The sequence below is a fragment of the Virgibacillus salexigens genome (assembly GCF_014905415.1).
Taxonomy (GTDB): Bacteria; Bacillota; Bacilli; order Bacillales; family Amphibacillaceae; genus Virgibacillus; species Virgibacillus salexigens.
In genome coordinates, this window is record NZ_BNEO01000001.1 from 1589804 (window position 1) to 1616410 (window position 26607).

At 37.6% G+C, this 26607-nt stretch carries 29 protein-coding genes; 28 read left to right on the plus strand and 1 reads right to left on the minus strand.

Translation table 11 applies throughout. The features are described 5' to 3' along the window. The first annotated feature begins 111 nt into the window (after window positions 1–111). From JKP73_RS07280 to rsmI, 11 genes are all read left to right on the plus strand, one after another. The gene (locus tag JKP73_RS07280) at window positions 112–303 is read left to right on the plus strand and encodes a sigma factor G inhibitor Gin (protein ID WP_021290331.1); all 192 of its coding nucleotides are present in this window, start codon (window positions 112–114) and stop codon (window positions 301–303) included. A gap of 109 nt (window positions 304–412) precedes the next feature. Continuing rightward, a complete protein-coding gene (locus tag JKP73_RS07285) occupies window positions 413–1855 on the plus strand; it encodes an aminotransferase class I/II-fold pyridoxal phosphate-dependent enzyme (RefSeq protein WP_200411054.1) in 1443 nt (480 codons plus the stop codon). Further along, window positions 1852–2493, plus strand: coding sequence for a dTMP kinase (tmk, locus tag JKP73_RS07290; RefSeq protein ID WP_038241565.1), 642 nt, complete (start codon window positions 1852–1854; stop codon window positions 2491–2493). Before JKP73_RS07285 ends, tmk begins: the two co-directional genes overlap by 4 nt. 14 nt (window positions 2494–2507) lie before the next feature. Beyond that, window positions 2508–2837: a cyclic di-AMP receptor DarA gene (darA, locus tag JKP73_RS07295; RefSeq protein WP_021290334.1), complete on the plus strand. Its 330-nt coding sequence runs from the start codon at window positions 2508–2510 to the stop codon at window positions 2835–2837. 50 nt (window positions 2838–2887) lie between these two features. Then, complete coding sequence (locus tag JKP73_RS07300; protein WP_021290335.1) at window positions 2888–3322, plus strand: YaaR family protein; 435 nt, start codon at window positions 2888–2890, stop codon at window positions 3320–3322. Between the two features lie 28 nt (window positions 3323–3350). Then, window positions 3351–4340, plus strand: a complete 990-nt coding sequence (holB, locus tag JKP73_RS07305) for a DNA polymerase III subunit delta' (RefSeq protein ID WP_021290336.1) — start codon at window positions 3351–3353, stop codon at window positions 4338–4340. 6 nt (window positions 4341–4346) lie between these two features. Then, on the plus strand, window positions 4347–5171 hold the full coding sequence (locus JKP73_RS07310; RefSeq protein WP_021290337.1) for a PSP1 domain-containing protein: 825 nt from the start codon (window positions 4347–4349) through the stop codon (window positions 5169–5171). A gap of 13 nt (window positions 5172–5184) precedes the next feature. Then, the gene (gene yabA, locus JKP73_RS07315) at window positions 5185–5532 is read left to right on the plus strand and encodes a DNA replication initiation control protein YabA (RefSeq protein ID WP_021290338.1); all 348 of its coding nucleotides are present in this window, start codon (window positions 5185–5187) and stop codon (window positions 5530–5532) included. A 116-nt stretch (window positions 5533–5648) separates the two neighbouring features. After that, window positions 5649–6401: a tRNA1(Val) (adenine(37)-N6)-methyltransferase gene (locus tag JKP73_RS07320; protein WP_021290339.1), complete on the plus strand. Its 753-nt coding sequence runs from the start codon at window positions 5649–5651 to the stop codon at window positions 6399–6401. Beyond that, window positions 6388–6681: a GIY-YIG nuclease family protein gene (locus tag JKP73_RS07325; RefSeq protein ID WP_200411055.1), complete on the plus strand. Its 294-nt coding sequence runs from the start codon at window positions 6388–6390 to the stop codon at window positions 6679–6681. The genes JKP73_RS07320 and JKP73_RS07325 overlap by 14 nt, the downstream gene beginning before the upstream one ends. Then, entirely contained in the window at window positions 6659–7528 is an 870-nt protein-coding gene (gene rsmI, locus JKP73_RS07330) for a 16S rRNA (cytidine(1402)-2'-O)-methyltransferase (protein WP_021290341.1), read from the plus strand. The genes JKP73_RS07325 and rsmI overlap by 23 nt, the downstream gene beginning before the upstream one ends. 124 nt (window positions 7529–7652) lie before the next feature. On the opposite strand, the gene abrB is transcribed toward rsmI, so the two are convergent. Next, window positions 7653–7931: a transition state genes transcriptional regulator AbrB gene (gene abrB / locus JKP73_RS07335; RefSeq protein ID WP_021290342.1), complete on the minus strand. Its 279-nt coding sequence runs from the start codon at window positions 7929–7931 to the stop codon at window positions 7653–7655. A 410-nt stretch (window positions 7932–8341) separates the two neighbouring features. Between abrB and metG the strand changes: the two genes are divergently transcribed. The 17 genes from metG to mfd all read left to right on the plus strand — a co-directional run bounded on the left by metG (window position 8342) and on the right by mfd (window position 26595). After that, window positions 8342–10297 carry a methionine--tRNA ligase gene (gene metG / locus JKP73_RS07340; protein WP_021290343.1) on the plus strand — a complete coding sequence of 652 codons (1956 nt, stop codon included), beginning with the start codon at window positions 8342–8344 and terminating at the stop codon, window positions 10295–10297. Window positions 10298–10380: 83 nt separating this feature from the next. Further along, on the plus strand, window positions 10381–11151 hold the full coding sequence (locus JKP73_RS07345; protein WP_021290344.1) for a TatD family hydrolase: 771 nt from the start codon (window positions 10381–10383) through the stop codon (window positions 11149–11151). Between the two features lie 270 nt (window positions 11152–11421). Beyond that, the gene (locus JKP73_RS07350) at window positions 11422–12678 is read left to right on the plus strand and encodes a resuscitation-promoting factor (RefSeq protein WP_200411056.1); all 1257 of its coding nucleotides are present in this window, start codon (window positions 11422–11424) and stop codon (window positions 12676–12678) included. Between the two features lie 121 nt (window positions 12679–12799). After that, complete coding sequence (rnmV, locus tag JKP73_RS07355; RefSeq protein ID WP_021290346.1) at window positions 12800–13375, plus strand: ribonuclease M5; 576 nt, start codon at window positions 12800–12802, stop codon at window positions 13373–13375. Continuing rightward, entirely contained in the window at window positions 13362–14264 is a 903-nt protein-coding gene (gene rsmA, locus JKP73_RS07360; RefSeq protein ID WP_021290347.1) for a 16S rRNA (adenine(1518)-N(6)/adenine(1519)-N(6))-dimethyltransferase RsmA, read from the plus strand. The genes rnmV and rsmA overlap by 14 nt, the downstream gene beginning before the upstream one ends. An 81-nt stretch (window positions 14265–14345) precedes the next feature. Next, window positions 14346–15215, plus strand: coding sequence for a sporulation peptidase YabG (gene yabG / locus JKP73_RS07365; RefSeq protein ID WP_021290348.1), 870 nt, complete (start codon window positions 14346–14348; stop codon window positions 15213–15215). Between the two features lie 233 nt (window positions 15216–15448). Then, window positions 15449–15715 carry a biofilm formation stimulator Veg gene (gene veg, locus JKP73_RS07370; RefSeq protein WP_021290349.1) on the plus strand — a complete coding sequence of 89 codons (267 nt, stop codon included), beginning with the start codon at window positions 15449–15451 and terminating at the stop codon, window positions 15713–15715. A gap of 251 nt (window positions 15716–15966) precedes the next feature. Then, the gene (locus tag JKP73_RS07375; RefSeq protein ID WP_021290350.1) at window positions 15967–16149 is read left to right on the plus strand and encodes a small, acid-soluble spore protein, alpha/beta type; all 183 of its coding nucleotides are present in this window, start codon (window positions 15967–15969) and stop codon (window positions 16147–16149) included. A gap of 116 nt (window positions 16150–16265) precedes the next feature. Then, window positions 16266–17117 carry a 4-(cytidine 5'-diphospho)-2-C-methyl-D-erythritol kinase gene (ispE, locus tag JKP73_RS07380; RefSeq protein WP_021290351.1) on the plus strand — a complete coding sequence of 284 codons (852 nt, stop codon included), beginning with the start codon at window positions 16266–16268 and terminating at the stop codon, window positions 17115–17117. Window positions 17118–17181: 64 nt separating this feature from the next. After that, window positions 17182–18012: a pur operon repressor gene (purR, locus tag JKP73_RS07385; RefSeq protein WP_021290352.1), complete on the plus strand. Its 831-nt coding sequence runs from the start codon at window positions 17182–17184 to the stop codon at window positions 18010–18012. Between the two features lie 190 nt (window positions 18013–18202). Next, on the plus strand, window positions 18203–18493 hold the full coding sequence (spoVG, locus tag JKP73_RS07390; protein WP_021290353.1) for a septation regulator SpoVG: 291 nt from the start codon (window positions 18203–18205) through the stop codon (window positions 18491–18493). Window positions 18494–18738: 245 nt separating this feature from the next. Continuing rightward, a complete protein-coding gene (gene glmU, locus JKP73_RS07395; protein WP_021290354.1) occupies window positions 18739–20121 on the plus strand; it encodes a bifunctional UDP-N-acetylglucosamine diphosphorylase/glucosamine-1-phosphate N-acetyltransferase GlmU in 1383 nt (460 codons plus the stop codon). A gap of 16 nt (window positions 20122–20137) precedes the next feature. Beyond that, complete coding sequence (locus tag JKP73_RS07400) at window positions 20138–21091, plus strand: ribose-phosphate diphosphokinase (RefSeq protein ID WP_021290355.1); 954 nt, start codon at window positions 20138–20140, stop codon at window positions 21089–21091. 156 nt (window positions 21092–21247) lie between these two features. Next, on the plus strand, window positions 21248–21892 hold the full coding sequence (locus JKP73_RS07405; protein ID WP_021290356.1) for a 50S ribosomal protein L25/general stress protein Ctc: 645 nt from the start codon (window positions 21248–21250) through the stop codon (window positions 21890–21892). Window positions 21893–21996: 104 nt separating this feature from the next. Beyond that, window positions 21997–22560 carry an aminoacyl-tRNA hydrolase gene (pth, locus tag JKP73_RS07410; protein WP_021290357.1) on the plus strand — a complete coding sequence of 188 codons (564 nt, stop codon included), beginning with the start codon at window positions 21997–21999 and terminating at the stop codon, window positions 22558–22560. Between the two features lie 132 nt (window positions 22561–22692). Continuing rightward, window positions 22693–22914 carry an anti-sigma-F factor Fin gene (fin, locus tag JKP73_RS07415; protein ID WP_306465020.1) on the plus strand — a complete coding sequence of 74 codons (222 nt, stop codon included), beginning with the start codon at window positions 22693–22695 and terminating at the stop codon, window positions 22912–22914. Between the two features lie 159 nt (window positions 22915–23073). After that, window positions 23074–26595, plus strand: coding sequence for a transcription-repair coupling factor (gene mfd / locus JKP73_RS07420; RefSeq protein ID WP_200411057.1), 3522 nt, complete (start codon window positions 23074–23076; stop codon window positions 26593–26595). Window positions 26596–26607 lie beyond the last annotated feature (12 nt).

Sequence of the window (26607 nt, forward strand, 5' to 3'; positions counted from 1 at the left end):
GCAAATATAAAAGAAATTCTTAAAGCTTACTATTTTCAATTCATTTTCAAAGATTTTTTTGTATAAGATCCGTTAGATTAGGAGATACTAATTCATAACGGAGGTGGAGAAATGAAACAAAGCTTAACACATGAACGTTGTGGTATTTGTGAAGAAGAAAAGGAATCAGGTATTCATTTGTACACATTGTTTATCTGTTCAGAATGTGAGCATAATATGATTCATACGGAACCACGTGAAGAAAAGTATAACTATTATCTCCATAAATTAAAAAATATCAACAAACCAAAACTATATTCCTAGATCGGTAAAGTCTTTGTCCGCAAAGGCTTTTTTTGTTATCTAAATGAAAGTCTAGTGCTGATATGATAAGATATGATCAGTTAATTTCATCATATTGAGGCGAAGATAAATGAACCAACAACGAATGCCGTTATTTCATGCACTACAACAATTTTCAGTGAATCGTCCCATTTCCTTTCATGTACCAGGTCATAAAAACGGGAATATATTTCCTGAAGCAGTGAAACAATATTTTCATACACTGCTTAAATTTGATATGACAGAGTTAACAGGATTGGATGATTTACATGCACCAGAAACGGTTATTGCTGATGCGGAACAGTTGGCTGCCGATTTCTTTCAAACAAAGAAAACGTTTTTTCTAGTAGGAGGAAGTACGGCCGGCAATTTGGCTATGATATTAGCTACATGTAAGGCATCTGATAAGGTTATTGTACAACGTAATGTTCATAAATCAATTATGAACGGATTAGAATTATGTGGAGCAAGCCCGGTATTTATTGCGCCAGATTATAATGAAGCTGTTCATCGGTATAACAATCCAAATATAAACACATTAAAGCGAGCCATAGAACAGCATCCTAATGCGAAGGCAGTCGTGCTTACATACCCGGATTACTTTGGACATACATTTGCTTTAAAAAAGATGATAGAACTGGCACATTCCCATCGCATTCCTGTTCTAATTGATGAAGCGCATGGTGTTCACTTTTCTTTGGGTTCTCCCATGCCTCCTTCTGCTATAAAACTAGGTGCTGATATCGTTGTTCAATCGGCTCATAAAATGGCTCCAGCGATGACAATGGGATCGTATCTTCATATGAATTCTAGGTATGTATCTGAACGGCAAGTTGCTCACTATTTACAAATGATTCAATCCAGTAGCCCTTCTTATCCATTAATGGCTTCGTTGGATATCGCACGTGCTTTTCTGGCAAACATGCCTCCAAAAGCTATACATGCCATATTAGATAGCGTCGACAAGGTCAAAGGGGCGTTAAGTCAAACCAATTACTGGAGTATTGTAACAGCAGATGATCCATTAAAAATTACATTGGAAATGCAGGAAGGGATTACTGCAACACAAGTTGCTAGCTACTTTGAGGAACAGCAAATTTATCCAGAATTAGCAACACATAACCAATTATTATTCATTCACGGATTAGCTCCATTTACTGAAGTAAATCGCTTGAAAAAAGCAGTAAAAACCGTGAATGATCAATTAAAAAATACTGCTAGACATGATACAATAGACATACAAGGACTTTTTACTGAGAAGGTTCAGGAATTAGCTTTGTCTTATCAAACAATGGATCAGTTGCAAACGAATTACTTCTCGCTTCAAGATGCAGTTGGGTATGTTGCGGCAGAATCGGTTATTCCATATCCACCTGGAATCGCATTAATACTAAAAGGGGAAGTAATCACAACTACACATATAAACACGCTATTCCTACTGCGTGAACAAGGAGTACGTATGCAACACCGGTATACAGAAGACATCCAAGTATTTATAAATATAGGATTGGAAGAAGGAGAAGAAGGAAGTTGAGGGGACTATTTATCACATTTGAAGGTGGGGAAGGTGCTGGAAAAACCTCGATTCACCATGCTTTAAGTCAACGGTTAAGCAATGAAGGCTATGATGTACTTGCTACTCGAGAGCCAGGTGGTATCAAGATAGCTGAGAAAATAAGGAATATTATCCTTGATCCGCTTCACACAGAGATGGAAGAGCATACAGAAGCGTTGTTATATGCAGCAGCAAGAAGTCAGCATTTCTTTGAAAAAGTGTTGCCAGCATTAAATCAGGGTAAAATAGTGTTATGCGATCGCTTTATAGATAGCAGCCTTGTATATCAGGGTTATGCGCGAGGTCTAGGAATGGATGAGGTACTAAAAATTAATCAATTTGCCATTGGTGATTGCATGCCTGATCGAACTTTATTCTTCGATATTGAGCCCAAAAAAGGATTAGAGCGGATCGCGGCGAATAAAAATAGAGAGCAAAATCGTTTGGATCTGGAAAATCTTGAATTTCATGAACATGTCTATGATGCTTATCATATACTTGCAGAAAGATTTCCTAATCGATTTCAATTCATAAATGCGGATCAACCAATGGAAGATGTGGAAGAAGAAGCTTTACGTCATATCTTATCTTTATTTAAGGAAAATAAGAAAATCTAAAGGAGCTGGCAAAAATGAAGTTACTTATCGCAGTGGTTCAAGATAAAGATTCTAATCGTCTGGTGGATGCACTAGGTGAAGAGAATTTTAAGACAACCAAGCTTGCTACTACTGGCGGTTTTTTAAAGGAAGGAAACACCACCTTAATGATCGGGTGTGAAGACGAATATGTTGATGAAGCATTAGATATCATTAAAGACAACTGTTCGCATCGTGAACAAATGGTTGCACCAATCTCGCCAATGGGAGGCAATGCTGATTCTTATATTCCAAAGCCAGTTAAGGTAGAAGTAGGTGGAGCCACCGTGTTTATTTTGCCGATCGAATCGTTTTATCAATTTTAAGGCTAAGCTGTCTTGATAAAAGAGATTGTAGGCCGGAAGGGACTGAGCATTTGAAAATTAGTCAAGATTTAAGACCCCAACCTGAAACAAAGTATATTAGACCAGCTGGAGAAGAGAACCGGACTTTCCAGAAATCGCTGCAGTCCCAGGCCCAACAACTTAAACAGCAAGAATTCCAAGTTTTAATAAAAAATATTAGTCTGCAGGGAGACAAGCTAGCTCGATTCCGTTCGTTCCGAGATTTAGCAAAATTTAAGCGGTTAGTCAAAGGTTTTTTGCAGGAAGCAGTTAATAGTGGGTTGGACTTGGAAAAGTCTCATCGTTTTGGGGTGGATCAACAAAGTCGAAACCTAACCATCGTAAAAGCTGTTAATGAAAAATTAATGGAACTAACCGAAGAAGTCATGAATAACGAAAAAAAGACAGTAGATCTACTAGGTTTAATTGGTGAGATTAAAGGTCTGCTGGTTAACATATATACGTAAGAAGCATGATAATATGAAGGGGATACATATGGAAACGTGGCCTGAGGTTGCCGAAATACAGCCGTTAGCAAGCAGGATAATAACAAATAGCATAAAGAAAGACCGGATTTCCCATGCTTATTTACTTCAAGGTGAACGAGGCACGGGTAAAGAAGCGATCGCCTTGCTCATCGCTAAAGGGTTATTTTGTGAGAATAATTCAGCTGATGAGCCATGTTCACATTGTAATGCGTGTCACCGTATTGCATCTGGAAATCATCCGGATGTACATTGGATTGAACCAGATGGACAATCGATTAAAATAGAGCAAATCAGGAATTTGCAGAAAGAATTTATGTATTCTGGTCTAGAATCGGATCAAAAAGTTTATATTATCAAAGGTGCTGATACGTTAACCGTTAATGCTGCCAACCGTATTTTGAAATTTTTAGAAGAGCCGAATAAAAAAACAACGGCGATTATGATGACAGACAATAGTCAATCAATTCTCCCGACCATTCGTTCCAGATGTCAGGTCATTGATTTAAAGCCTCTTAATCCAGTAAACTTCCAAAAGCAATTAATAGAAAAAGGGATGCATAATAGAAATGCAGTTTTAATGAGTGCACTAACGAATAATTTAGACGATGCCTTTACTAGAAATAACGACGAGTGGTTTGCCTCCGCAAGAAAGATAGTGGTACAATTAGTAGAGGTACTTTCATCCAATCCAGAGGATGTATACTTATTTATTCATCAGCATTGGGTGACTCATTTCAAGGAAAGAAGTGAGCATGAAGAAGGATTGGATCTCCTACTATTCGCATTCAAAGATATTCTTTATTACCATATAGAAAACGAAGCTGGGATGGTATTTTTCGCCCCTTCTGATGAATTGCTTGAAAAGGCAGCAAGACGCTTTTCGCAGGAGCAATTATTAGACGTCTTACAAACGGTGTTGCAGGCAAAGCGAAAGTTAAAGCAAAATGTCCATCCAACCTTAGTGATGGAGCAGCTCACACTTCAAATACAGAGGTGATAAGGAATGATAGAAGTTATCGGTGTTCGCTTTAAGAAAGCGGGTAAAATATATTATTTTGATCCGGGGGAAGAGACGATTCTGTTAGATAGTTATGTCATCGTTGAAACCATCCGTGGAATTGAGTTTGGTAAAGTTGTCCTTACCAATAAACAGGTTGATGAGGAGGATGTTGTTCTTCCACTAAAGAAAGTTATTCGACTCGCAAACGATAAGGATAAATTAACAGTAGTGGAGAACCAAGAACGCTCACAAAAAGCATTTCAAGCGTGCTTGGAAAAAATTAGAGAACATGACTTAGATATGAATTTAGTAGAAGTGGAGTATACATTTGATCGTAATAAAATTATTTTCTACTTTACTGCTGATGGTCGTGTAGACTTTCGAAACTTGGTAAAAGATCTTGCCGCAATGTTTAAGACGAGAATAGAACTTCGTCAAATTGGTGTACGTGATGAAGCAAAAATGTTAGGAGGAATCGGTCCTTGTGGCAGAATGCTATGCTGCTCCACTTTTCTAGGTGACTTTGAACCTGTATCTATAAAAATGGCAAAAGATCAAAATCTCTCCTTAAATCCTGCAAAAATTTCTGGTCTATGTGGAAGGTTAATGTGTTGTTTAAAATATGAAAACGATGATTATGAAGTAGCCAAACGTGAATTACCAGATATCGGACAATCAATGGAGACACCATATGGAAAGGGTAAAGTAGTTGGTTTAAACATCTTAGAACGACTCATCCAAATCGAAATACCTGAAAAAGAAAGAGTAATCGAATATACTTTAGATGAACTAATTGATGAAGGAATTTTAGCGCAAGCCACAGAATAACGGGGTGAGTAGCGTGAAGAACAGGAAAATTTTTGATCAAGTTTCAGATATGGAAAAGCAAATTGGCGAATTATACGAACAGTTAGGTGATTTGAAAGGTAAACTGAGCGACCTTTTAGAAGAGAATCATCGACTAGCCATGGAGAATCATAATTTACGTAGTCACTTAAAACATACAAAAGAGGACAACGCAGACAATGATAATCATGCAGAAGTGAACAAAGGTTTTCCTGGTGAAGGGTATGATAATTTGGCTCGTTTATACGAGGAAGGCTTTCATATTTGTAATTTGGAATTCGGCAGTCCAAGAAGAAATGAAGATTGCATTTTTTGCTTAGACTTCCTAAATAAAACGAAGTAAGATACATGATGTATGGCTGTCTCGATTTCGGGGCAGCCTTTGTTACAGTTAATGCTATGAAAGTAAAGCAGCTCCTGAATCATAAGCTTCATGTTCATTCAGAAAGGAAATACTAAATGGTTGAGGTTGAGTTATATGATGATGAACGAATAGATTATTTACTAGCAGATAACAGCATGAAAATTATACAGAGTCCTTCGGCTTTTTCTTTTTCTCTTGATGCCGTGTTGTTGGCTCATTTTGCTTATGTTCCATTTAAAAAAGGAAAAATACTTGACTTATGTACGGGCAATGGTGTTATTCCTTTACTACTATCGAGAAAAACAAAGGGTTCTATTACTGGAGTTGAAATCCAGGATCGAATTTATCAAATGGCAACGAGAAATGTTGCAATGAATCAGTTAACGAGTCAAATTGAGCTGATTCACGGTGATTTAAACCATTTACAAACGCGTTTGCTCCAAAGTCATTTTGATGTAGTTACTTGCAATCCTCCTTATTTTCCAACACCATCTAAAACAGAGCATAACCATAATGAATATTTAACGATAGCCAGGCATGAAGTATATTGTACATTAGAGGATGTTATCAAAGCCTGTAAACGCTATGTGCGACCAGGAGGCAAAGTGGCCATGGTACATCGTCCTGGTAGGTTAGTCGATATCATCCGTTTGTTTCGGAAATATAAGTTGGAGCCAAAACGATTGCAATTTGTTTATCCAAAGCAGGGAAAAGAAGCAAATATGTTATTAATTGAAGGAACAAGGGATGGGAAGGCAGATTTAAAAATCTTACCTCCACTCTATATTTATCAAGCCAATGGATCATATACAGAAGAAGCTGAGGATATTATATATGACAGAAAATAACCACGTGGTATATATATTAAAATGCAATGATGGGTCATTATATACTGGATATACCAATAATTTGGAGCATCGAGTCAGGATGCATGAAGAGGGAAAAGGTGCAAAATACACCAGAGGTAGGGGCCCTTTTCAAATTGTTTATGTTGAACGGTTCGCCAGTAAAACGGAAGCAATGAGAAAGGAATACGAAATTAAACAATTGACACGAAAAGAGAAATTTCGAATGATTCGTGACAAGTTGAAAGAAGTGATGAACCATGCAGATTCAAAAAAGTTATGATCAAGTAACGGCAACAATATATATTGTTCCTACACCAATAGGGAACTTAGAAGATATTACTTATCGAGCGCTAAAAACTCTCCAATCCGTATCTGTGATAGCAGCTGAGGATACGCGGAATACAAAAAATCTACTAAGGCATTTTGATTTGAACACACCGCTCATTAGTTATCACGAACATAATAAGTTGGCTCGTGAAGATCAATTATTAACAAAAGTAGAAAATGGAGAATCGATTGCTCTTGTAAGTGATGCAGGGATGCCAGCGATTTCTGACCCAGGACATGACCTTGTACAAGCAGCAATTGGGAAGAGAATACCCGTCGTGGTCTTGCCAGGGGCTAATGCTGCATTATGTGCATTAGTTGGATCCGGGCTTCCAACAAGTGAATTTTATTTCTATGGGTTTTTGCCAAGAAAAAAGAAAGAAAAAGAAACGGAGATCGAGCGGCTGAAACCCCTGCGTGCGACATTATTATTTTATGAGTCCCCATATCGTTTAAAGGATACTTTAAAGGCTCTACATGGGCAGCTTGGCGATCGCCAGGTTGTCCTTGCTAGAGAATTAACCAAACGATTTGAAGAATTTATTCGCGGAACATTAGCTGAAGTAATCTCACATATTAGTGAAAAAGAAATGAAGGGCGAATTCTGTATTGTTTTGGATGGAGCGGAAGAAGATCAGGATATGGACCGATTATGGTGGAGTAATCTATCTATCATTGAGCATGTAAACCATTATTTAGAAAGTCAAACTAATTCAAGTAAAGAGGCCATTAAACTAGTCGCTAAGGAAAGACAATTGCCGAAGCGAGACGTTTACCAAGCCTACCACATTCAAGAATAAAATTTGTTATAGATAAAAAAGGTCTGACGTAGTGATGAACGTCAGACCTTTATTACATGTATAGCGATAAGTATAATTCATTTTATGTAGTGTAATGTACCATCACACTATACCTTTATTATACTTATTTGTTAAGTCGTGATTCTATCTCTTTAACCAGTTCTTGTGCGCCTTCAGGACTAAGGACAAGTTTGCCGTTCGCTAAAGAAAGGTTCTCATCTGAGACCTCGCCAGTAAGATGACAAGTCATGTTGGGCTTATACTTCTTAAGAATGATTTTGTCATTTTCTACATAGATTTCCATCGCATCTTTCTCCTGAATTTCCAGTGTACGACGAAGCTCCATTGGAATAACGACACGTCCAAGCTCATCAACTTTACGTACAATTCCGGTAGATTTCAATTTCTTTCCCCCTAAGGTTAGAAAAACGCGGCATTTTACTTGTCAGTGAGGCCTTCGTTCTTCCTAAAATTTGTTGTATTAAAAAAATCGTCATATTTCGACATCGCTCTAAGCAATAGAATACCAGTGTTTCTTTTTTCTGTCAATAAATATTTACCTGAAAATTTAATTATTTATAAACAACTTATAAACCTTGATATGACAAGGTTTATCCACTGTGATTATGGCAATACTGAAGAGGTATAGGAAAAAATAGGAAATAAACAAGTAATATTTTTCGACATAATTCGATTTTGTTTTTCTAATAATTGTCCAAATTAGATGATATTGCACTCTATTTGGCAAATTGCAGGATAAAAGCTACAATAGTAATAGTTTATGGATGCAGGTGGAAATAGGAGGTAAGATAAATGGCAGATAATAAAAAAACATTTTATATAACAACACCGATTTACTATCCAAGTGGAAATTTACACATTGGTCATGCGTATTCGACAGTGGCTGGCGATGCGATTGCTAGGTATAAGCGGATGCGTGGATATGATGTTATGTATTTAACCGGAACGGATGAGCACGGGCAGAAGATACAAAAAAAAGCTACGGAAAAAGGTGTTTCTCCACAAACATATGTAGATGAAATCGTAAGCGGTATAAAGGATTTATGGTCAAAGTTAAAAATATCAAATGATGATTTTATTCGAACAACGGAAGAACGACATAAAAAAATTGTAGCTAACATATTTGATCAATTGGTTAAGCAAGGCGATATTTATCTGGATGAATATGAAGGATGGTATTGTACATCCTGCGAATCCTTTTTTACGGAAAGACAACTAGAGGATGGACATTGTCCAGACTGTGGCGGACCAGTAGAGAAGGTGAAAGAAGAATCTTACTTCTTTAAAATGAGTAAATATGTAGATCGATTGGTGCAATTTTATGAAGATAACCCTGAATTTATTCAGCCGGAAAGCCGTAAGAATGAAATGCTGAATAATTTTATTAAGCCAGGCCTAGAGGATTTAGCTGTTTCTAGAACGACATTTGATTGGGGAATTAAAGTACCTGGGGACCCCAAGCATGTTATCTATGTATGGATTGACGCATTGACAAACTATATTACAGCTTTAGGCTACGGGACGGATGATGACAGCAAATATCAAAAATTTTGGCCGGCCGATGTCCATTTAATGAGTAAAGAGATCGTTCGTTTCCATACCATTTATTGGCCAATTATGTTAATGGCTTTAGATCTTCCATTGCCAAAAAAAGTCTTTGCGCACGGATGGATATTAATGAAAGATGGCAAGATGTCAAAATCAAAAGGAAATGTAGTCGATCCCGTTAAGCTTACGGATAGATATGGATTAGATGCACTTCGCTACTACCTGCTACGCGAAGTACCATTTGGGTCAGATGGTGTGTTCACTCCCGAAGGATTTGTAGAGCGAACGAATTATGACCTAGCAAATGATTTAGGAAATTTATTGAATCGTACGATTGCGATGATCAATAAATATTTTAATGGGGAAATTCCAGCATATACTGCCAAGGAAACAGAATTTGAAGCGTCACTTGAAGCGTTTGGCAATGAATCCATTCGCAAAGTAGAGGAAGCGATGGAAAATATGCAGTTCTCTGTCGCCTTATCTTCGTTATGGCATCTGATTAGCCGCACCAATAAATATATTGATGAGACAGAACCTTGGGTATTAGCTAAGGATGAAGCAAATAAGGATCGATTAGGAAATGTAATGGCCCATCTTGCGGAGTATCTACGTAAAGCAGCGGTCATGCTTCAACCATTCTTAACAGAAGCACCGGCAGAAATTTTCAGGCAGCTTCATATAACAGATGAAACATTAAAAGAGTGGGATAGCCTTTATCAGGAAGGACAGATTAAAACTGGTACAATTGTTCAAAAAGGAAGTCCAATCTTTCCACGACTCGATGTAGAGAAAGAAGTACAAACCATCAAGGCAATGATGCAAAAACCGGCTCAAGAGCCAAAGACAAGCAATCAAGAAGTAACAAATAAAGATGAAATTGTTTTTGATGATTTTATGAAAGTAGATATGCGAGTAGCTGAGGTAGTTAAAGCAGAACCAGTAAAAAAGGCGGATAAATTATTAAAATTGCAATTGGATTTAGGTGCTGAAAAGCGGCAAGTAGTCTCAGGAATCGCACAATATTATCAACCAGATGATTTAGTAGGAAAAAAAGTAATTTGTGTCACTAATTTGAAGCCAGCTAAATTGCGTGGTGAAAAATCAGAAGGTATGATTCTATGTGGTGAAGATGAAAATGGGAAGCTTGTACTTGCTTCTGTAGAAGAAAACTTACCAAACGGTTCCGTTGTAAAATAATGAAGCAGAAAAGACCAATCTCAACGAGTTTGGTCTTTTCAACAATAAGAAGAGCTTATGTTTATAACTGAGGAGTGAAGAAGTTGTTGTTTGATACCCATGTTCATTTAAACGCAAGAGATTTTTTTGAAGATCGAGAAGAAACGATTCAGCGCGCTTTTGATGCTGGAGTTAAATATATGGTGGTTGTTGGCTTTGATCGTGAAACCATTCCCTTAGCAATTGAAATTGCTGAACAATATGAAACAATATATGCAGCAGTTGGTTGGCATCCGGTTGATGCCATTGATATGACAGGTGAAGAGCTTGCTTGGATTGAAGAGTTGTCTTCCCATCCAAAAGTTGTGGCGATCGGTGAAATGGGCTTGGATTATCATTGGGATAAATCACCGAAGGATGTACAAAAAGAAGTATTTCGAAAGCAAATTCGATTGGCTAAAAAAGTAAATATGCCAATTATTATCCATAATCGTGAAGCTACCGAGGATATTATTGATATTCTCAAACAAGAAAATGCGGAAGTGATTGGTGGAATCATGCATTGTTACAACGATTCAGCAGATTATGTACAAACATGTTTAGATATGAATTTTTATATATCTTTAGGAGGACCAGTAACCTTTAAAAATGCTACTTTACCAAAGGAAGTAGCGGTGCAGGTTCCTATGGATCGGTTGTTAATTGAAACTGATGCACCTTTCCTAGCTCCTCACCCCAATAGAGGAAAGAGAAATGAACCAGCTTATGTTAAATTAGTAGCAGAAAAAATAGCAGAACTTCGAGAAACAACCTTGGACGAAATTTGTGAAAACACGACAAAAAACGCTATTTCTCTCTTTGGTTTAAACTTATGACGGTTGTAAAAAAAGAAAAATAATTTGTAAAAAAATAGGAAAAATACGGTATAAAAAGAAGGTTAACGTAAATGTTAAGCTTCTTTTTTTATGAAATAATCGATTCTAATAAACCCCTTATGTATCAATGGTTATGAGGTATTTTTACTAATAAAAAAGGGCTCTCTTTTTTCTATGTAATCTAATTGTAACTTAAACGTAAACGGAATTACTTTGACTTTGCATATAAGTGTTAATATAATCAAAATGCATTAAGAGGGAGGCAGAAGCATGCGAATAATTTCAAAGCTAATGCCGGCGTCGACAATGAAGCTGGTTATTTCGAGCATTGGTGTTTTGGCACTTGTTGTGTTTTCCGGACTCGTCTTATTTGATGCTACTAAAGCAGAAGTGGTTATTGCTGAAGACGGCAAGAAACAAACTGTAAAGACGCATAAAAACACCGTAGAAGAATTACTAGCTGAAGTTGGAATTACTGTTGGAGAACATGATTACTTATCTCATAACAAAGCAGATTCCGTTGAAAATGGAATGGAAATCTCGTACAAACAAGCAAAACAAGTGACTGTTACAATTGACGATGAACAGAAGAATTACTATACAACGGTAGATACAATAAATGAATTCTTAGAAGAAAATAACCTTTCTTTTAAGCAACGAGATGATGTTTCTTTTAAGCCAGAAGATGCAATAGAAGATGGATTACATATTAAAGTTAAGCAAGCCTACCAAGTTACCATCAATAATGGCGGAAAAGAGAAAACAGTATGGACAACAGGCGGCACTGTAGCCGATTTGTTAGAAGAATCTCAGGTGAAGTTTGACCAGGATGGAGCGGATAAGATTAAACCGGCTCTGGGTGAAAAAGTTACGAAAGATACAACCGTCTCGATTGTACGTGTTGAAACAGAAAAAGATGAAGTTACTGAAACAATAGCCTTTTCGACGGAAGAGAAGAATGATAGCAGTCTTCCAAAAGGAGAGAAAAGGGTCCTCTCTGAAGGGAAAGAAGGCAAAGTAGAGAAAGTTTATGAAATTGTTAAAGAAAATGGAAAAGAAGTAAGTAAAGAACTAGTAGATGAGAACGTCATCGAAGAAAGTGAAGATCGAGTAGTAGCTATCGGTACGAAACAGAAAGATAATAATTTGGTTACGTTATCAACTAAAAAGCCCAAGCAATCCGAAGCAAGTTCAGAGAGTAATAACGCACAAAACGCAAATGATCGTTCGCAAGGCGGAAAAACCTATACAATGTCTGCAAGTGCCTATACTGCAAGCTGTAGTGGTTGTAGTGGATTTACTACGACAGGTATAAATTTAAACGCGAATCCGAATAAAAAAGTGATTGCTGTAGATCCAAGCGTTATTCCGTTAGGGTCAAGAGTTTGGGTTGAAGGATATGGGGAGGCGATTGCTGGAGATACCGGTGGTCATATTGTAGGCAATCGTATTGATGTTCATGTACCTTCGAAACAAGCTGCCTACAATTGGGGTCGAAAAACCGTTACTGTAAAGGTCATTAATTAATAAAAATGCTCTTACCATAGAGGTAAGAGCATTTTTTGTATTATAATAAGTGTATAGCTTTAATCGAACTAGAGGAAAGTAAAAAAGGCTAAAATGAATGAGTGTAGAAAGAGGAAATAATGTGAGGATAAAAGAAGTAATAGTGGTAGAAGGAAGAGATGATACAGCAAAAGTCCGCCAAGCAGTTGATGCGGATACAATTGAAACAAATGGTTCAGCAATTAATCAAACGATTCTAACCCAAATACAACATGCCAAGGATAAGCGAGGAGTCATTATTTTTACAGACCCAGATTATCCAGGGGAACGTATTCGTCATATTATTGATCAAGCAGTATCTGGCTGCAAACATGCTTTTTTGACGCGACAAGAAGCAACAGCGAAGCATTCTGGTATAAATAAAAGTTTAGGAATCGAGCATGCCTCGATGAAGTCCATTCAACAAGCTCTCTCAGAAGTTTATGAATTGAATGAAACACAAACCAGCGATATTACCAAACAAGATTTAATTAACTATGGCTTAATTGGCGGCGCACAAGCAGCTCAAAAAAGAAAACGCTTAGGAGAGATACTTCAAATTGGTCATATGAATGGCAAACAATTACTAAAGCGGCTCACCATGTTTCAGATAACCAAACAAGAATTTGAGGCAGCTATTGCGCAGATTTGGCAGGAGGATAAGCATGACAACGAATAAATTTATAGCAACACCGTCACGTACAAAAGAAATTTTATCGAAGTATCATTTCTCCTTTAAAAAGAGTTTAGGACAGAATTTTTTAATCGATAGCAATATCTTGGAGAACATTATTGAACATGCTGGTATTGAGAAAGGTGCTGGAGCTATAGAAATCGGTCCAGGCATTGGAGCGTTAACAGAACAATTAGCCATTCATGCTGATCAAGTTATCGCTTTTGAAATAGACCAACGACTGTTACCTGTTCTTGCAGACACATTAGAACCCTATCCAAATGTTACTATTTTACATCAAGATATATTAGAGGCCGATGTTGCGAATATGATCACAACGTACTTTAAGCATGAGCAACCGATACATCTTGTTGCTAATTTACCGTATTACATTACCACGCCAATTCTTATGAAAATATTACGTGAGGATCTCGCAGTGAATAGTTTTACTGTCATGATACAAAAAGAAGTAGCTGAACGCATGGCAGCTGGCCCCAATAATAAAAGCTATGGTTCGCTGAGTATTGCCATCCAATACTACACAAAAGCAGAAGTAGTTATGCATGTGCCTAAACGCGCGTTTATGCCACAGCCAAATGTCGATTCAAGTATTCTGAAGTTAGTGAAGCGCATTCAACCACCTGTCCAAGTTGATAATGAGGATTTTTTCTTTCGAATGGTTCAGGCTAGCTTTGCACAACGAAGAAAAACCCTTCGCAATAATTTAACCAATCATTTTCAAAGCTTGTTTACGAAAGAACAGGTTACCCAGTACTTAGAAAAGGCGGGGATTGATGGCAATAGACGTGGAGAGTCGTTGACGATGGAAGAGTTTGCATTGTTGGCTAATACCTTATATCGGATCCAGCCAAAGGAAGATAAAAACGAAGGCTGAATTTTAGATAAACGCACAGTTTTAGCTGCCTCCTCATAGGCTATATCAGAATGCTTGGTAGGAAGGCTGTGAGGAGAAGGTATGAGCTTTGCAAAAGGTGATTTAGTAACGAGACAATCGTATAATCATGATTTATTATTTCGAGTAGCCTCGGTAAAAAGAGAAAACGTTGAATTATATGGCGAGGATATCCGTCTCAAAGCAGATGCGCCGGTAACTGATTTGGAAATGGTTCAGCAGAGGGAGCTTGAGAAACGGAGAAAAAGAGAGCAGGAAAAAGAGGAATTCTCCTATCGATTATTTCGACAAGATTATCAATTAATGAAAGAAAAACGGGAGTACCAGGCAACCGATGGATACCAGCATGAAACCATGTTTTTTCAACTCCCTGCGAAAGTACTTCACCTTGATGGCGATCAGATGTATTTAAGAAAGTGTATTGAACTATATCAGCGTATAGGACTGCAAGTGCATGGTGTTCATTTACAAGAGCGTGAAATGCCGCTTCAAATTGGAGAGTTAGTGGAGAAGATACAGCCAGATATTATTGTAATTACCGGCCATGATGCCTTCTCTAAAAATAAAGGGCAGAAAAGTGATATTCGTGCATATCGACATTCCAAATTTTTTGTTGAGACAGTACGTGAAGCCAGAAAAATTAACCCTAACCTAGACCAGCTCATCATATTTGCGGGAGCATGTCAATCTCACTTTGAGTCATTAATACGTGCTGGTGCGAACTTTGCCAGTTCGCCACTACGGATCAATATACATGCATTAGACCCGGTATATATCGCAGCAAAGATAGCTTATACACCATTTATGGAAAGGGTTAGTGTTTGGGAGGCATTGAGGAACACGCTGACAGGAGATAAGGGTATGGGGGGCGTAGAGACAAAAGGACTGTTGCGGACTGGTATGCCTTATTTGGAGCAAGAATCGATGGATTAAGCAACTTACCTTGGCAGGTAAGGTTGCCGTATGAAATAAGGACAAGCGTTTTACCGAACTATACCTACCACTTTTTTGAAAAAAATATACATAAAAATTTAACATATACAAATAATAGGGTTAATCGACAAATTAAACTGTTGACATTAAATTTGGTAACTTGTTATAATGATAAGTTTTATTTGACATTTGTACAAGTTTATGGTACACTATTTGCAGTGAGGTGGAGTATAGTGGCGAAAACATTAATCGAAATAAAGCAAGGTCTTGAAGGTCATGTTGGTGAACGGTTAAAGCTTAAAGCGAACGGTGGCAGAAGGAAAACGATTGAACGTTCAGGCGTATTAGCAGAAACATATCCTTCTGTCTTTATCGTTGAGCTTGACCAAGAAGAAAATGCATTCGAACGTGTTTCATACAGCTATGCAGACGTTTTAACAGAAACAGTGGAACTAAGTTTTTCAGACGAACATACCATTGCTTCCGTGATTGAGCAGTAGCCCTAAAGGTTTACTGCTTTTATTTTACATTAAAATAACTGAATTATTCGTCAATAATACTTCGATATATTAATGACGTACATTTAGGTTTAACAATCACTTTAAAATCTATCCAAAAGTTATTTGGGATGAACCATAAAATTTTTCCTTTTTTGTATACATATAACGGGATTGTTCGAGAACCTATTAAGCCATACTAAGCATGTCGTAAGGGAATTACTACTCATTTAAATGAAGGGGGTTGTTCTTTCGTGGCTAGACGAAGAGGGATGATGTCAGACCATTTGAAAGAAGAAATTGCCAAAGAGTTAGGATTTTACGACACGGTGCAAAGCGAAGGCTGGGGCGGCATAAAATCTAGGGATGCTGGAAATATGGTTAAACGTGCTATTGAAATGGCCGAAGCGAACATGCAGCAAAAAGGCAGATCCTAATAGGATTTGCCTTTTTGCTGCTAGAGAAAGCTGAATGGATGTGTTTTCTTTGAATTCGCTTGGTGATTTCTAATATGTTACAATTTCATTATCTATGTACAAGAAGGTGACGGGTGATGGCGCTATTTGAGAAAGCCCCTGCTAAAATAAACTTATCACTCGATGTGTTAAGTAAAAGAGAAGATAATTACCATAATATAGAAATGGTTATGACAACGATAGATCTGTCAGATCGAATTAAATTATACGAGCTAAAGCAGGATCGTATTGAAATTTCGTTGGAAAGCAGGTTTGTGCCTAGTGACGAGCGAAACTTAGCTTTTAAGGCAGCATATGCCTTGAAGCAAATATATGGAATCCGAGCAGGGGTTCATATCAATATAGAAAAGAACATACCCGTTTCAGCAGGATTAGGGGGCGGTAGCACAGATGCAGCTGCCGTCTTGAGAGGGCTGAATCGATTATGGTCATTAGGCATACCGAATGATGAGTTAGCGAGGTTAGGTTCAACTATCGGAACGGACGTGCCCTTTTGTATATATGGAAAGACCGGTATTGCGAAAGGACGTGGCGAGATTATTGAGCCACTCCCTTCGCCTCCGCCGTGTTGGGTTGTTTTAGCGAAACCTGATATCGGCGTATCCTCTAAAACAATATTCCAGCGAATAATTATAAATGAGCTTGCCCATCCGCAGACAAATAAAATAATCCAAGCGTTACGAGAAAATGATTTTCAAAAACTTTGCATCCATTCAGGAAATTCGCTAGAATCGATAACCGTTGAGTTATATCCGGAAGTACAACGGATTAAAGAGGCCATGCGTCAATCAGGGGCTCAAGGTGTGCTGATGAGTGGAAGTGGACCGACTGTATATGGCTTAGTAGAGCAGGAAAGCAAGGCAAGGAGAATTTATAATGGGATGCGAGGATTTTGCGAAGAAGTATATTATGTTCGATTATTAGGTTAAAAATTGATAAAAAGCATATGTTAATGGTATATTAAAGAGAAATATTCGGTTTTGAGGTGTGGTTATGAAACGAAGTAATCGTTTGGTTGCTTTAACAAACTTTTTTCTAGAGAATCCACGGCAACATACGCAGTTGCCTTACTTTGTATCCAATTTGGAGACAACGAAGGCTTCTGTAAGTGAAGATCTTGATATAATTGACACGGTATTTCAAAAAGAGGGCATTGGTTATTTACAACGAACTACTGGCGCTGGCGGCGGCGTTCAATACATTCCTGAGTTCAATAATGGGAGAAATAAAGCTTTTATTAATGATCTATGCCGAAAGCTAGAAGATCCAGTGCGAATTCTACCCGGTGGTTATCTCTACATGAGTGATTTGCTAGGTGATCCAAAGACAGTAAGAGAGATTGGAAGTGTATTTGCATCGTCATTCTCCAAAATGGATATTGATGTTGTGGTTACGGTTGCTACCAAAGGAATTCCTTTAGCCTATTCGGTTGCCTCTTTCCTTCGAGTGCCGGTTGTTATCGTGCGGAGAGATCCAAAAGTAACAGAAGGCTCATCTGTAAGTATTAACTATGTTTCTGGGTCATCAAGAAAAATTCAAACAATGGTTTTGCCTAAGCGAAGCTTAACAGAAGGATCTAATGTTTGTATTATCGATGACTTTATGAAAGCAGGAGGCACCATTACAGGAATGATTAATTTGTTAGAGGAGTTTAATGCTCAAGTAAAAGCAATTGGTGTACTAGCTGAAGCAGACGATGAAGAAGAGGAACGCGTAGTAGAGAATTATACATCGTTAATTAAAATTTCCAATGTCGATTTGAAAGAAAAAAATATAGATGTCCATCCAGGTAATTTTCTTACAAATAGCATGGACGGGAATTAATGTGATTGTTGTTATATAAGTGTGATTTCTGCTTTTGTGAAGCGTTTAGGAGGAACCATATGAGGAAAATCACCTGTTAATCACCTTACATTTGAAAATATTTTATTTTTTTTAATAATTTAGCAGGACTTTTAATAGTTTTGTTGAACTAGTTAATATAGATTCAAATGGGAAAAGGTGGTGATACATCATGGAAGTAACTGACGTAAGATTGCGCCGCGTTAATACAGAAGGTAGAATGCGAGCGATTGCATCGATTACTTTGGATCAGGAATTTGTTGTCCATGATATCCGTGTTATTGATGGGAACAATGGACTATTTGTAGCAATGCCATCTAAGCGTACTCCAGATGGTGAATTTAGAGACATCGCACATCCGATTAATTCCGGTACACGTGCAAAGATTCAAGACGCTGTTTTAGAAGAATACCATCGTGCTGGTGAAGCTGAAGTGAAGTATGAAGAAGCTGGAGCTTCGTAAAACGCACATTTTTTAATACAACTAGAGGTCTAATCTACATCAGGTTAGCCTTCTTTTTTTGTCTGAAAGTACATAACTTATATAATATTTTATTGGAATACATAGGTATAAAAATGCTTAAATACGCATTTAATGGAAACTTTTACATCATGTAAGACCTTGTTTCACACGGTTTATTTGTTGAAATGGAAAGGTTTTTAAGATATATTCATAATGGATAATTAGAAATGATGGAGGTTTCCTTTATGTCGAATCGATATGCTGTTGTGCTGGCAGCAGGGCAAGGTACGAGAATGAAATCAAAGCTATACAAAGTACTCCATCCCGTAGCGGGCAGACCAATGGTAGAACATGTCATAAATCAGATAAACACGGTTCATTTAAATAAAGTAGTAACCGTAGTAGGTTTTGGAGCAGATAAGGTTAAAGAGCGGATCGGGAGTGAATGTGAGTTCGTCGTTCAAGAAGAACAATTGGGCACGGGTCATGCTGTACTGCAGGCAGAAGAGTTGTTAAAAGATAAAGAAGGTACAACGATTGTTGTTTGTGGAGATACGCCGCTTATAACTGGTGAAACATATCAAGATCTCTTTCAGCATCATGAACGAACTGGAGCGAAAGCAACAGTACTAACTGCTAAGGCCCCAAATCCTTTTGGCTACGGACGAGTAATTCGTAACAAAGCAACTAACGAAGTGGAAAGAATTGTAGAACAAAAAGATGCCAATGAGGAAGAACTTCTTGTAGATGAGATAAATACAGGTACATACTGTTTTGATAATCAAGCTTTATTTCACGCTTTACAAAATGTTTCGAATGATAATTCGCAAGGTGAGTATTACCTGCCGGATGTTATTGAAATTCTTCAAAAGGAAGAAGAAAAGGTTAGTGCTTTTATGACAACGAATTTTGACGAGACATTGGGCGTAAATGATCGTGTTGCTTTGGCTCAAGCCGAAAGGTTAATGAAACATCGTATTAATGAAAAGCATTTACGTAACGGTGTTGCTATTATAGATCCTGATCATACGTATATCGAACCCGATGTCGAGATTGAAGCAGATACGATCATTTATCCGGGTTCCATTCTAAAAGGAAACACGGTTATAAAAGGAAATTGTGCAATTGGACCACACTCAGAAATAACAAATTGTTATATTGGGGAAGGTACGATTGTTAAACAAAGTGTTGCTAGTGACAGTAAACTAGGAAATGATGTAAAGGTAGGCCCATATGCACATATTCGTCCATCAAGTTCTATCGGTGATGAGGCTAAGATCGGCAATTTTGTTGAGATCAAAAAAACTGAACTAGCTGAAAAGAGCAAGGTTTCCCATTTAAGTTATATTGGCGATGCAGACGTTGGACGAAATGTTAATATCGGCTGTGGAACAATAACTGTAAACTATGATGGGAAGAATAAATATTTAACTACCATTGAAGACGATGCATTTATTGGGTGTAATTCGAATCTAATTGCACCAGTAACTGTTGGAAAAGGCTCTTATGTTGCAGCGGGTTCAACAATTACAAAAGATGTCCCTGAAGATTCTTTGTCAGTAGCAAGATCTAGGCAAACGAATAAAGAAGGATACGCATCTAAAATAAAAAACAGACAAAAAGACTAACGGAGGGTTCTTACTCATGGCATCTACGTACAAGGATACATCTTTGAAGGTATTCACACTTAATTCTAATCCCAAACTAGCAGAAGATATAGCAGCACATATAGGTACAAATTTGGGAAAATGTACCGTGTCTCGTTTTAGCGACGGAGAAATTCAAATTAATATTGAGGAAAGCGTCCGCGGCTGCGATGTCTATGTAGTTCAATCTACTTGTTCACCAGTAAACCAGCATATCATGGAGCTATTAATTATGATTGATGCTTTAAAACGGGCTTCAGCCAAATCAATTAATATTGTGATGCCATACTATGGTTATGCTAGACAGGACCGTAAAGCTCGTTCCAGAGAGCCAATTGCAGCAAAGCTTGTTGCTAATTTATTAGAGACATCGGGATCGGACCGAGTAATAACGCTTGATTTACATGCACCGCAAATTCAAGGTTTCTTTGATATTCCTATAGATCACTTACAAGGTGTACCAATTCTTTCCGACTACTTTGAAAAGAAAAATCTAGAAGACATCATCATTATGTCTCCAGATCATGGAGGCGTTACACGTGCACGTAAAATGGCCGATCGATTAAAAGCTCCAATCGGTATTATAGACAAGCGTAGACCAAGGCCTAATGTGGCAGAAGTGATGAACATTGTAGGTAATATTGAAGGAAAGACAGCTATCCTTATAGACGATATTATTGATACAGCAGGTACAATTACGCTTGCTGCTAATGCCTTAGTAGAAAATGGTGCTAAAGAGGTGTATGCTTGTTGTACACATCCTGTATTATCTGGTCCAGCTATTGAGCGAATTGATAATTCTAGAATTAAGGAACTGGTAGTCACTAATTCCATTCCATTACCGGAAGAGAAGCAACTTGAAAAAATCACAGAATTATCCGTCGCACCACTTATTGGAGAAGCGATTATTCGTGTACATGAATTGCAATCTGTAAGTATCCTGTTCGATTAGATGTTTAGAGTATGTTAGATATGGGTATTCTCTATTATGGATGTTTTTAATATAACTACTACAAGAGTTACACAGACAAAAACAGAAGAGTAAGACTTTGATAATTCGTAAATCTTGATAAGTCAAGTTTTTCAAATAATTTGGAGGGTGATCAACGTGGCAGTTAAATTAGCAGCAACTTTAAGAGAGGATCAAACAAAATCAGCAACGAAAGAAATAAGAAACAGCGGTAGAGTGCCAGCTGTTTTATATGGAAAGGCAATCGATCCTAAATCGATTTCAGTAGATAGCATTGAACTAGTAAAAACAGTAAGAGATGAAGGAAGAAATGCGATCATCTCACTTAATGTTGGCAATGATAAGCCAGTAAATGTTATGTTACATGAATATCAAATCGATCCGTTGAAAGATGAGCTCATTCATGCTGATTTCTATATCGTTAATATGGCAGAAGAAATGGATGTTGAAGTGGCACTTCGCCTAGAAGGTGAAGCAAAAGGGACCAAAGATGGCGGTGTACTACAACAACCAATGTACGAGTTACAGGTTCGTGCTAAACCTGCTGATATTCCAGAAGAAATTGTAGTAGATATTTCCGAACTTGAGGTAGGAGATAGCATTGCTATTTCAGATATAACTACAACAGGAAACTTCGAATTATTAGATGAAGCCGATACTACTATTGCAACCATTGTACCGCCGGATACGTTGGAGGATGTAGAAGAAGCTCCTGACGAAAATGCAGAGCCTGAATTAGTAGATGCAGAGCCTGAATCTGAGAACGAATCAAAAGAAGATTAAAATTAATATTTTAAACTATATTACAATATACCCCTCCTGTACAGGAGGGTTTGTTGTATTGTATGATAACGGTGACGAAGACTTTGTAGTAAAGGAAGAAGATTATGAAGTGTATTGTAGGATTAGGTAACCCTGGTAAAAAATATAAACATACAAGACATAATGTTGGCTTTATGGTTATTGATGAATTACTTAGAAGGCATCAATGGGACTTAAATAAATCAAAATTTAAAGGAGATTATACGATCGCTACGCTGCATGGTGAGAAGGTCATGCTCATAGAGCCCCAGACTTTCATGAATTTGTCAGGGGACGCTGTCAGACCGCTGATGGAGTATTACAATATAGATATAGCTGATGTTTTAATTGTTTTTGACGATTTAGATTTGTCTCCTGGAAGAATTCGTTTACGCCAGAAAGGTGGACATGGTGGACATAATGGTATTCGTTCAATTATTGACCATTTAGGGACAAAAGAATTCAAACGAATACGAATTGGTGTGGGTAGACCGACCGCTTCAACTATTTCCATTGTAAATTATGTGCTAAGTGATTTTTCTAAAGGGGAAGCTGATGACGTTAGCGATAGTATAAAACGCGCTGCTGATGCATGTGAAGCTTGGTTGCAAGCTCCTTTTCCAGAAGTGATGAATGAATATAATCAGTAATCCGCTCATAAGCATAAAAGAAGTAAGTTGAAACACACATTAACAAAGCTCTTTTTGTATATTTTACTTGGTATTCGGATAAACTTTAACTGTTAGCTAAAGTTATTCGAGGAGGTTCCCAGTTTGTCTATTGTGTATATGTGCAGACACTGTGGTCAGGAAATAGGGCAACTAAAGCAGCAACGTGTTGATACATCTATGCTGGGGTTAGATCAATTAACAGCAAAGGAAAAAGAAGAGATGGTTACTTATAAACCTAACGGTGATGTACAAATCAAGGCTATTTGCGAGAATTGTGAGGATGCCTTAGGACATCATCCACACTATCATGAATTAGATTTTTTTATACAGTAAAATAGAGAGAGCAGCTTTGGTTTTTTAGCCAAGGCATTTTTGCGTTTTTACCATAAGTTTAAATGAAGATAATATATAAGCTGCTGAATGCTAGAAGATGGCCATGAAATAGGTGTAAGGGTTTTCTAGTTATTTACTAGGGTAAGTGGAGGTTTAGGAATGAAAGGTATACAGAATTACTTACAGTCGAAAGAGGATATACAGTCAATAATTAATGGAATATCAGATGGAATGGAAGAACAACTTGTTGCTGGACTATCCGGTTCCGCGAGAAGCTTGCTTGTCTCTATTATTCATGGTGCTATCCATAAACCTGTGCTGTTAGTGACACATCAATTGGTGCAAGCGCAACAATTATACGATGATCTCACGGCATTCAATGGCGAGGATAATGTGCATCTTTATCCGGTTAATGAATTAATTGCGTCAGAAATTGCAATTGCTAGTCCAGAATTGCGAAGTCAGCGGATTGAGTCATTAACTGCTTGGACTAGAAATAAATCGGGTATATTAATTGCGCCAGTTGCTGCCCTTAAGCGAATACTTCCCCCACCGGAATATTGGAATAATTATCAACTGCCATTTAAGCTTGGAGAAGAGATAGACGTAGAGCATTATTTAGCATCATTAGTAGATATGGGGTATGAACGCGCTTCTATGGTTACTACGCCAGGGGAGTTTAGCAGACGTGGGGGAATCATAGATATTTATCCGATAACCGAAAAACATCCAATTCGCATTGAGCTATTTGATGAAGAGATAGACTCTATTCGTTATTTCGATGCAGAAACACAACGTTCATTAGATAAATTGCAAAATATTACGGTAGGGCCTGCAACAGAGTTACTTTTAACGGAATCGGATATTTATGCAGGTGGCGAACGTTTAGAGGAAGCACTGTCTGAAACGTTAAAATCGTTGAAATCTTCTGAAGCCAAAGAAAAATTAATGGAGTCGATCAAAGGTGACATCGAACGGTTAAAAAACCTCGAACATTTCCCTGAAATGTATAAATATATTGGATATCTTTATCAGAATCCTGCTAGTCTACTAGATTATCTCCCTCAAGATGGACAGATTATTTTTGATGAGATGAGCCGCATACAAGATACAGCTGTACATCTAGATAAGGAGGAAGCTGATTGGTATAGTAGCCTCTTAGAGTCAAACCAGATGGTGAAAAAAAGTATATTCTCATTTGATTGGTATCGTATTTGGGCGAATATTAAGCAGCCTCGTGTGTATATGTCGGTCTTCTTGCGTCATATACCGAATACGCAGCCTCAAAATATTATTAATTTATCTTCAAGACCAATGCAAGAATTCCATGGTCAAATGCACTTATTTAAAAATGAGCTAAAGCGTTGGGAAAAAGGAGACTATTCTGTCGTTATATTAGCGCCAGATGAGCAGCGAGCTGAAAAGATTCACTCTATCTTTATAGATTATAATTTGGAGATACCTATCTCGGATAAATTGGTTCTCCCATCTGATAAACCAGTGATTGCGGTAGGTAATGTAACGAATGGGATCGAATTACCAATGCATAAATTGGTATTGGTAACAGAACAAGAACTCTTTAAGAAGCGTACGAAGCGGAAAAGAAAGCAACAAAAAATATCAAATGCAGAACGTATTAAAAACTACCAAGAGCTAAAAGTTGGAGATTATGTTGTCCATGCGAACCATGGTATCGGTAAGTATCTAGGAATTGAAACATTACAAGTAAACGATCTACACAAAGATTATATGCTTATTAAATATTCTGGGGACGATAAACTGTTTGTGCCAATTGATCAAATCGATCAAGTTCAAAAGTTTGTTGGATCGGAAGGAAAAGAGCCCAAACTATATAAGTTGGGCGGGAGTGAATGGACAAAAGTAAAACGGAAGGTACAGTCTTCTGTAGAAGATATTGCTGACGATTTAATTAAATTATATGCAGAAAGAGAAGCAAAAAAAGGTTACGCCTTTTCTGAGGATACCGAAATGCAACGAGAGTTTGAAGCGTCCTTTCCATATCAGGAAACAGAAGATCAGCTACGATGTATCGAAGAGATTAAACACGATATGGAACGAGAGCGCCCAATGGACCGGCTGCTTTGTGGGGATGTTGGCTATGGAAAAACGGAAGTGGCAATTCGTGCAGCGTTTAAAGCAATAGCGGATGGAAAACAAGTAGCTATATTGGTTCCGACGACTATTTTAGCTCAACAGCATTTTGAAACGATTCGCGAGCGATTCCAAGATCATGCCATTAATATTGGTTTGCTAAGTAGGTTCCGAACAAGAAAACAACAGAAGGAAACACTAGAAGGGGTAAAAAAAGGTACGGTAGATGTTGTTATTGGTACCCATCGAATTCTTTCTAAGGATGTACACTATCAAGATTTAGGTCTTCTAGTCGTTGATGAAGAGCAACGATTTGGTGTAAAGCATAAAGAAAAGATTAAACAGCTAAAAACAAATGTAGATGTACTTACATTGACAGCTACCCCAATTCCAAGGACATTACATATGTCCATGCTAGGTGTACGTGATCTGTCCGTGATTGAGACCCCACCTGAGAATAGGTTTCCGATCCAAACTTATGTGATGGAATATAATCCTATTTTTATGAGGGAAGCGATCGAAAGGGAGATGGCCCGAGGAGGGCAAGTGTTTTTCCTATATAATCGAGTAGAAAACATCGACAAAGTCGCAAGAGATCTTGGTATGCTTGTTGATGCAAGAATTGCTGTAGCGCATGGACAAATGAACGAAACGGAATTGGAAAATATTATTTTTGCTTTCTTAGAAGGTGAATATGATGTACTTGTAAGTACAACAATTATTGAAACTGGTGTCGATATACCAAATGTAAACACGTTAATAGTGAATGACGCGGATAAAATGGGATTAAGTCAACTGTATCAATTAAGAGGTCGAGTCGGCCGATCCAATCGTGTTGCTTATGCTTACTTCACCTATCAAAAAGACAAAGTATTAACGGAAGTTGCGGAAAAACGCCTACAAGCAATTAAAGAATTCACCGAACTGGGTTCTGGTTTTAAAATTGCCATGCGAGACTTATCCATTCGAGGAGCAGGAAATCTGCTTGGTGCACAACAACATGGGTTTATTGATTCCGTTGGTTTTGATATGTACTCACAAATGCTAAAAGAAGCAATTGATGCTCGTAAAGAAGGAAAAGAAATCGAAGAGATTACTCCTTTTGAACCGGAACTCACTTTATCTATTGATGCGTATATTCCTGATGAGTACATTGATGATGAGAAACAAAAAATTGAAATATATAAGCAATTTCAAGCAATGGATGAAAACGGAGATGCAGAAGACTTACGTGACGAATTAATGGATCGATTTGGTGACTATCCAGAAGAAGTAGAACATTTATTCACCGTGTCTACTTTGAAGCTGATGGCTAAGAAAGAGAAGATTGTATCCATTACTGAAAAAAATAATAAGATTGAACTGTTAGTAGATGAAAACAGAAGTCAACAAATAGATGGGGCTAAATTATTTGAGCTTGCCAATGAATTTGGGCGAGGTGTTCAACTAGGAACAGAAAATAATAAGTTAAAAATTGTGTTTAAATATACAAAAGATAAGAAGCATCAACGCTATGATCTGGTTGAAGAATTCATTGGAAAATTGAAAGAGGCGAATCGCTCGGAGTAAAACTTTGGTATC

What these genes read in the sequence shown, in the direction of transcription:
- JKP73_RS07280 (WP_021290331.1), top strand. Translation starts at nt 112, where the DNA reads ATGAAACAAAGCTTAACACATGAACGTTGTGGTATTTGTGAAGAAGAA.
- JKP73_RS07285 (WP_200411054.1), top strand. Translation starts at nt 413, where the DNA reads ATGAACCAACAACGAATGCCGTTATTTCATGCACTACAACAATTTTCA.
- darA (WP_021290334.1), top strand. Translation starts at nt 2,508, where the DNA reads ATGAAGTTACTTATCGCAGTGGTTCAAGATAAAGATTCTAATCGTCTG.
- holB (WP_021290336.1), top strand. Translation starts at nt 3,351, where the DNA reads ATGGAAACGTGGCCTGAGGTTGCCGAAATACAGCCGTTAGCAAGCAGG.
- JKP73_RS07310 (WP_021290337.1), top strand. Translation starts at nt 4,347, where the DNA reads ATGATAGAAGTTATCGGTGTTCGCTTTAAGAAAGCGGGTAAAATATAT.
- JKP73_RS07320 (WP_021290339.1), top strand. Translation starts at nt 5,649, where the DNA reads ATGGTTGAGGTTGAGTTATATGATGATGAACGAATAGATTATTTACTA.
- JKP73_RS07325 (WP_200411055.1), top strand. Translation starts at nt 6,388, where the DNA reads ATGACAGAAAATAACCACGTGGTATATATATTAAAATGCAATGATGGG.
- rsmI (WP_021290341.1), top strand. Translation starts at nt 6,659, where the DNA reads ATGCAGATTCAAAAAAGTTATGATCAAGTAACGGCAACAATATATATT.
- metG (WP_021290343.1), top strand. Translation starts at nt 8,342, where the DNA reads ATGGCAGATAATAAAAAAACATTTTATATAACAACACCGATTTACTAT.
- JKP73_RS07350 (WP_200411056.1), top strand. Translation starts at nt 11,422, where the DNA reads ATGCGAATAATTTCAAAGCTAATGCCGGCGTCGACAATGAAGCTGGTT.
- rsmA (WP_021290347.1), top strand. Translation starts at nt 13,362, where the DNA reads ATGACAACGAATAAATTTATAGCAACACCGTCACGTACAAAAGAAATT.
- yabG (WP_021290348.1), top strand. Translation starts at nt 14,346, where the DNA reads ATGAGCTTTGCAAAAGGTGATTTAGTAACGAGACAATCGTATAATCAT.
- ispE (WP_021290351.1), top strand. Translation starts at nt 16,266, where the DNA reads ATGGCGCTATTTGAGAAAGCCCCTGCTAAAATAAACTTATCACTCGAT.
- purR (WP_021290352.1), top strand. Translation starts at nt 17,182, where the DNA reads ATGAAACGAAGTAATCGTTTGGTTGCTTTAACAAACTTTTTTCTAGAG.
- spoVG (WP_021290353.1), top strand. Translation starts at nt 18,203, where the DNA reads ATGGAAGTAACTGACGTAAGATTGCGCCGCGTTAATACAGAAGGTAGA.
- glmU (WP_021290354.1), top strand. Translation starts at nt 18,739, where the DNA reads ATGTCGAATCGATATGCTGTTGTGCTGGCAGCAGGGCAAGGTACGAGA.
- JKP73_RS07400 (WP_021290355.1), top strand. Translation starts at nt 20,138, where the DNA reads ATGGCATCTACGTACAAGGATACATCTTTGAAGGTATTCACACTTAAT.
- pth (WP_021290357.1), top strand. Translation starts at nt 21,997, where the DNA reads ATGAAGTGTATTGTAGGATTAGGTAACCCTGGTAAAAAATATAAACAT.
- mfd (WP_200411057.1), top strand. Translation starts at nt 23,074, where the DNA reads ATGAAAGGTATACAGAATTACTTACAGTCGAAAGAGGATATACAGTCA.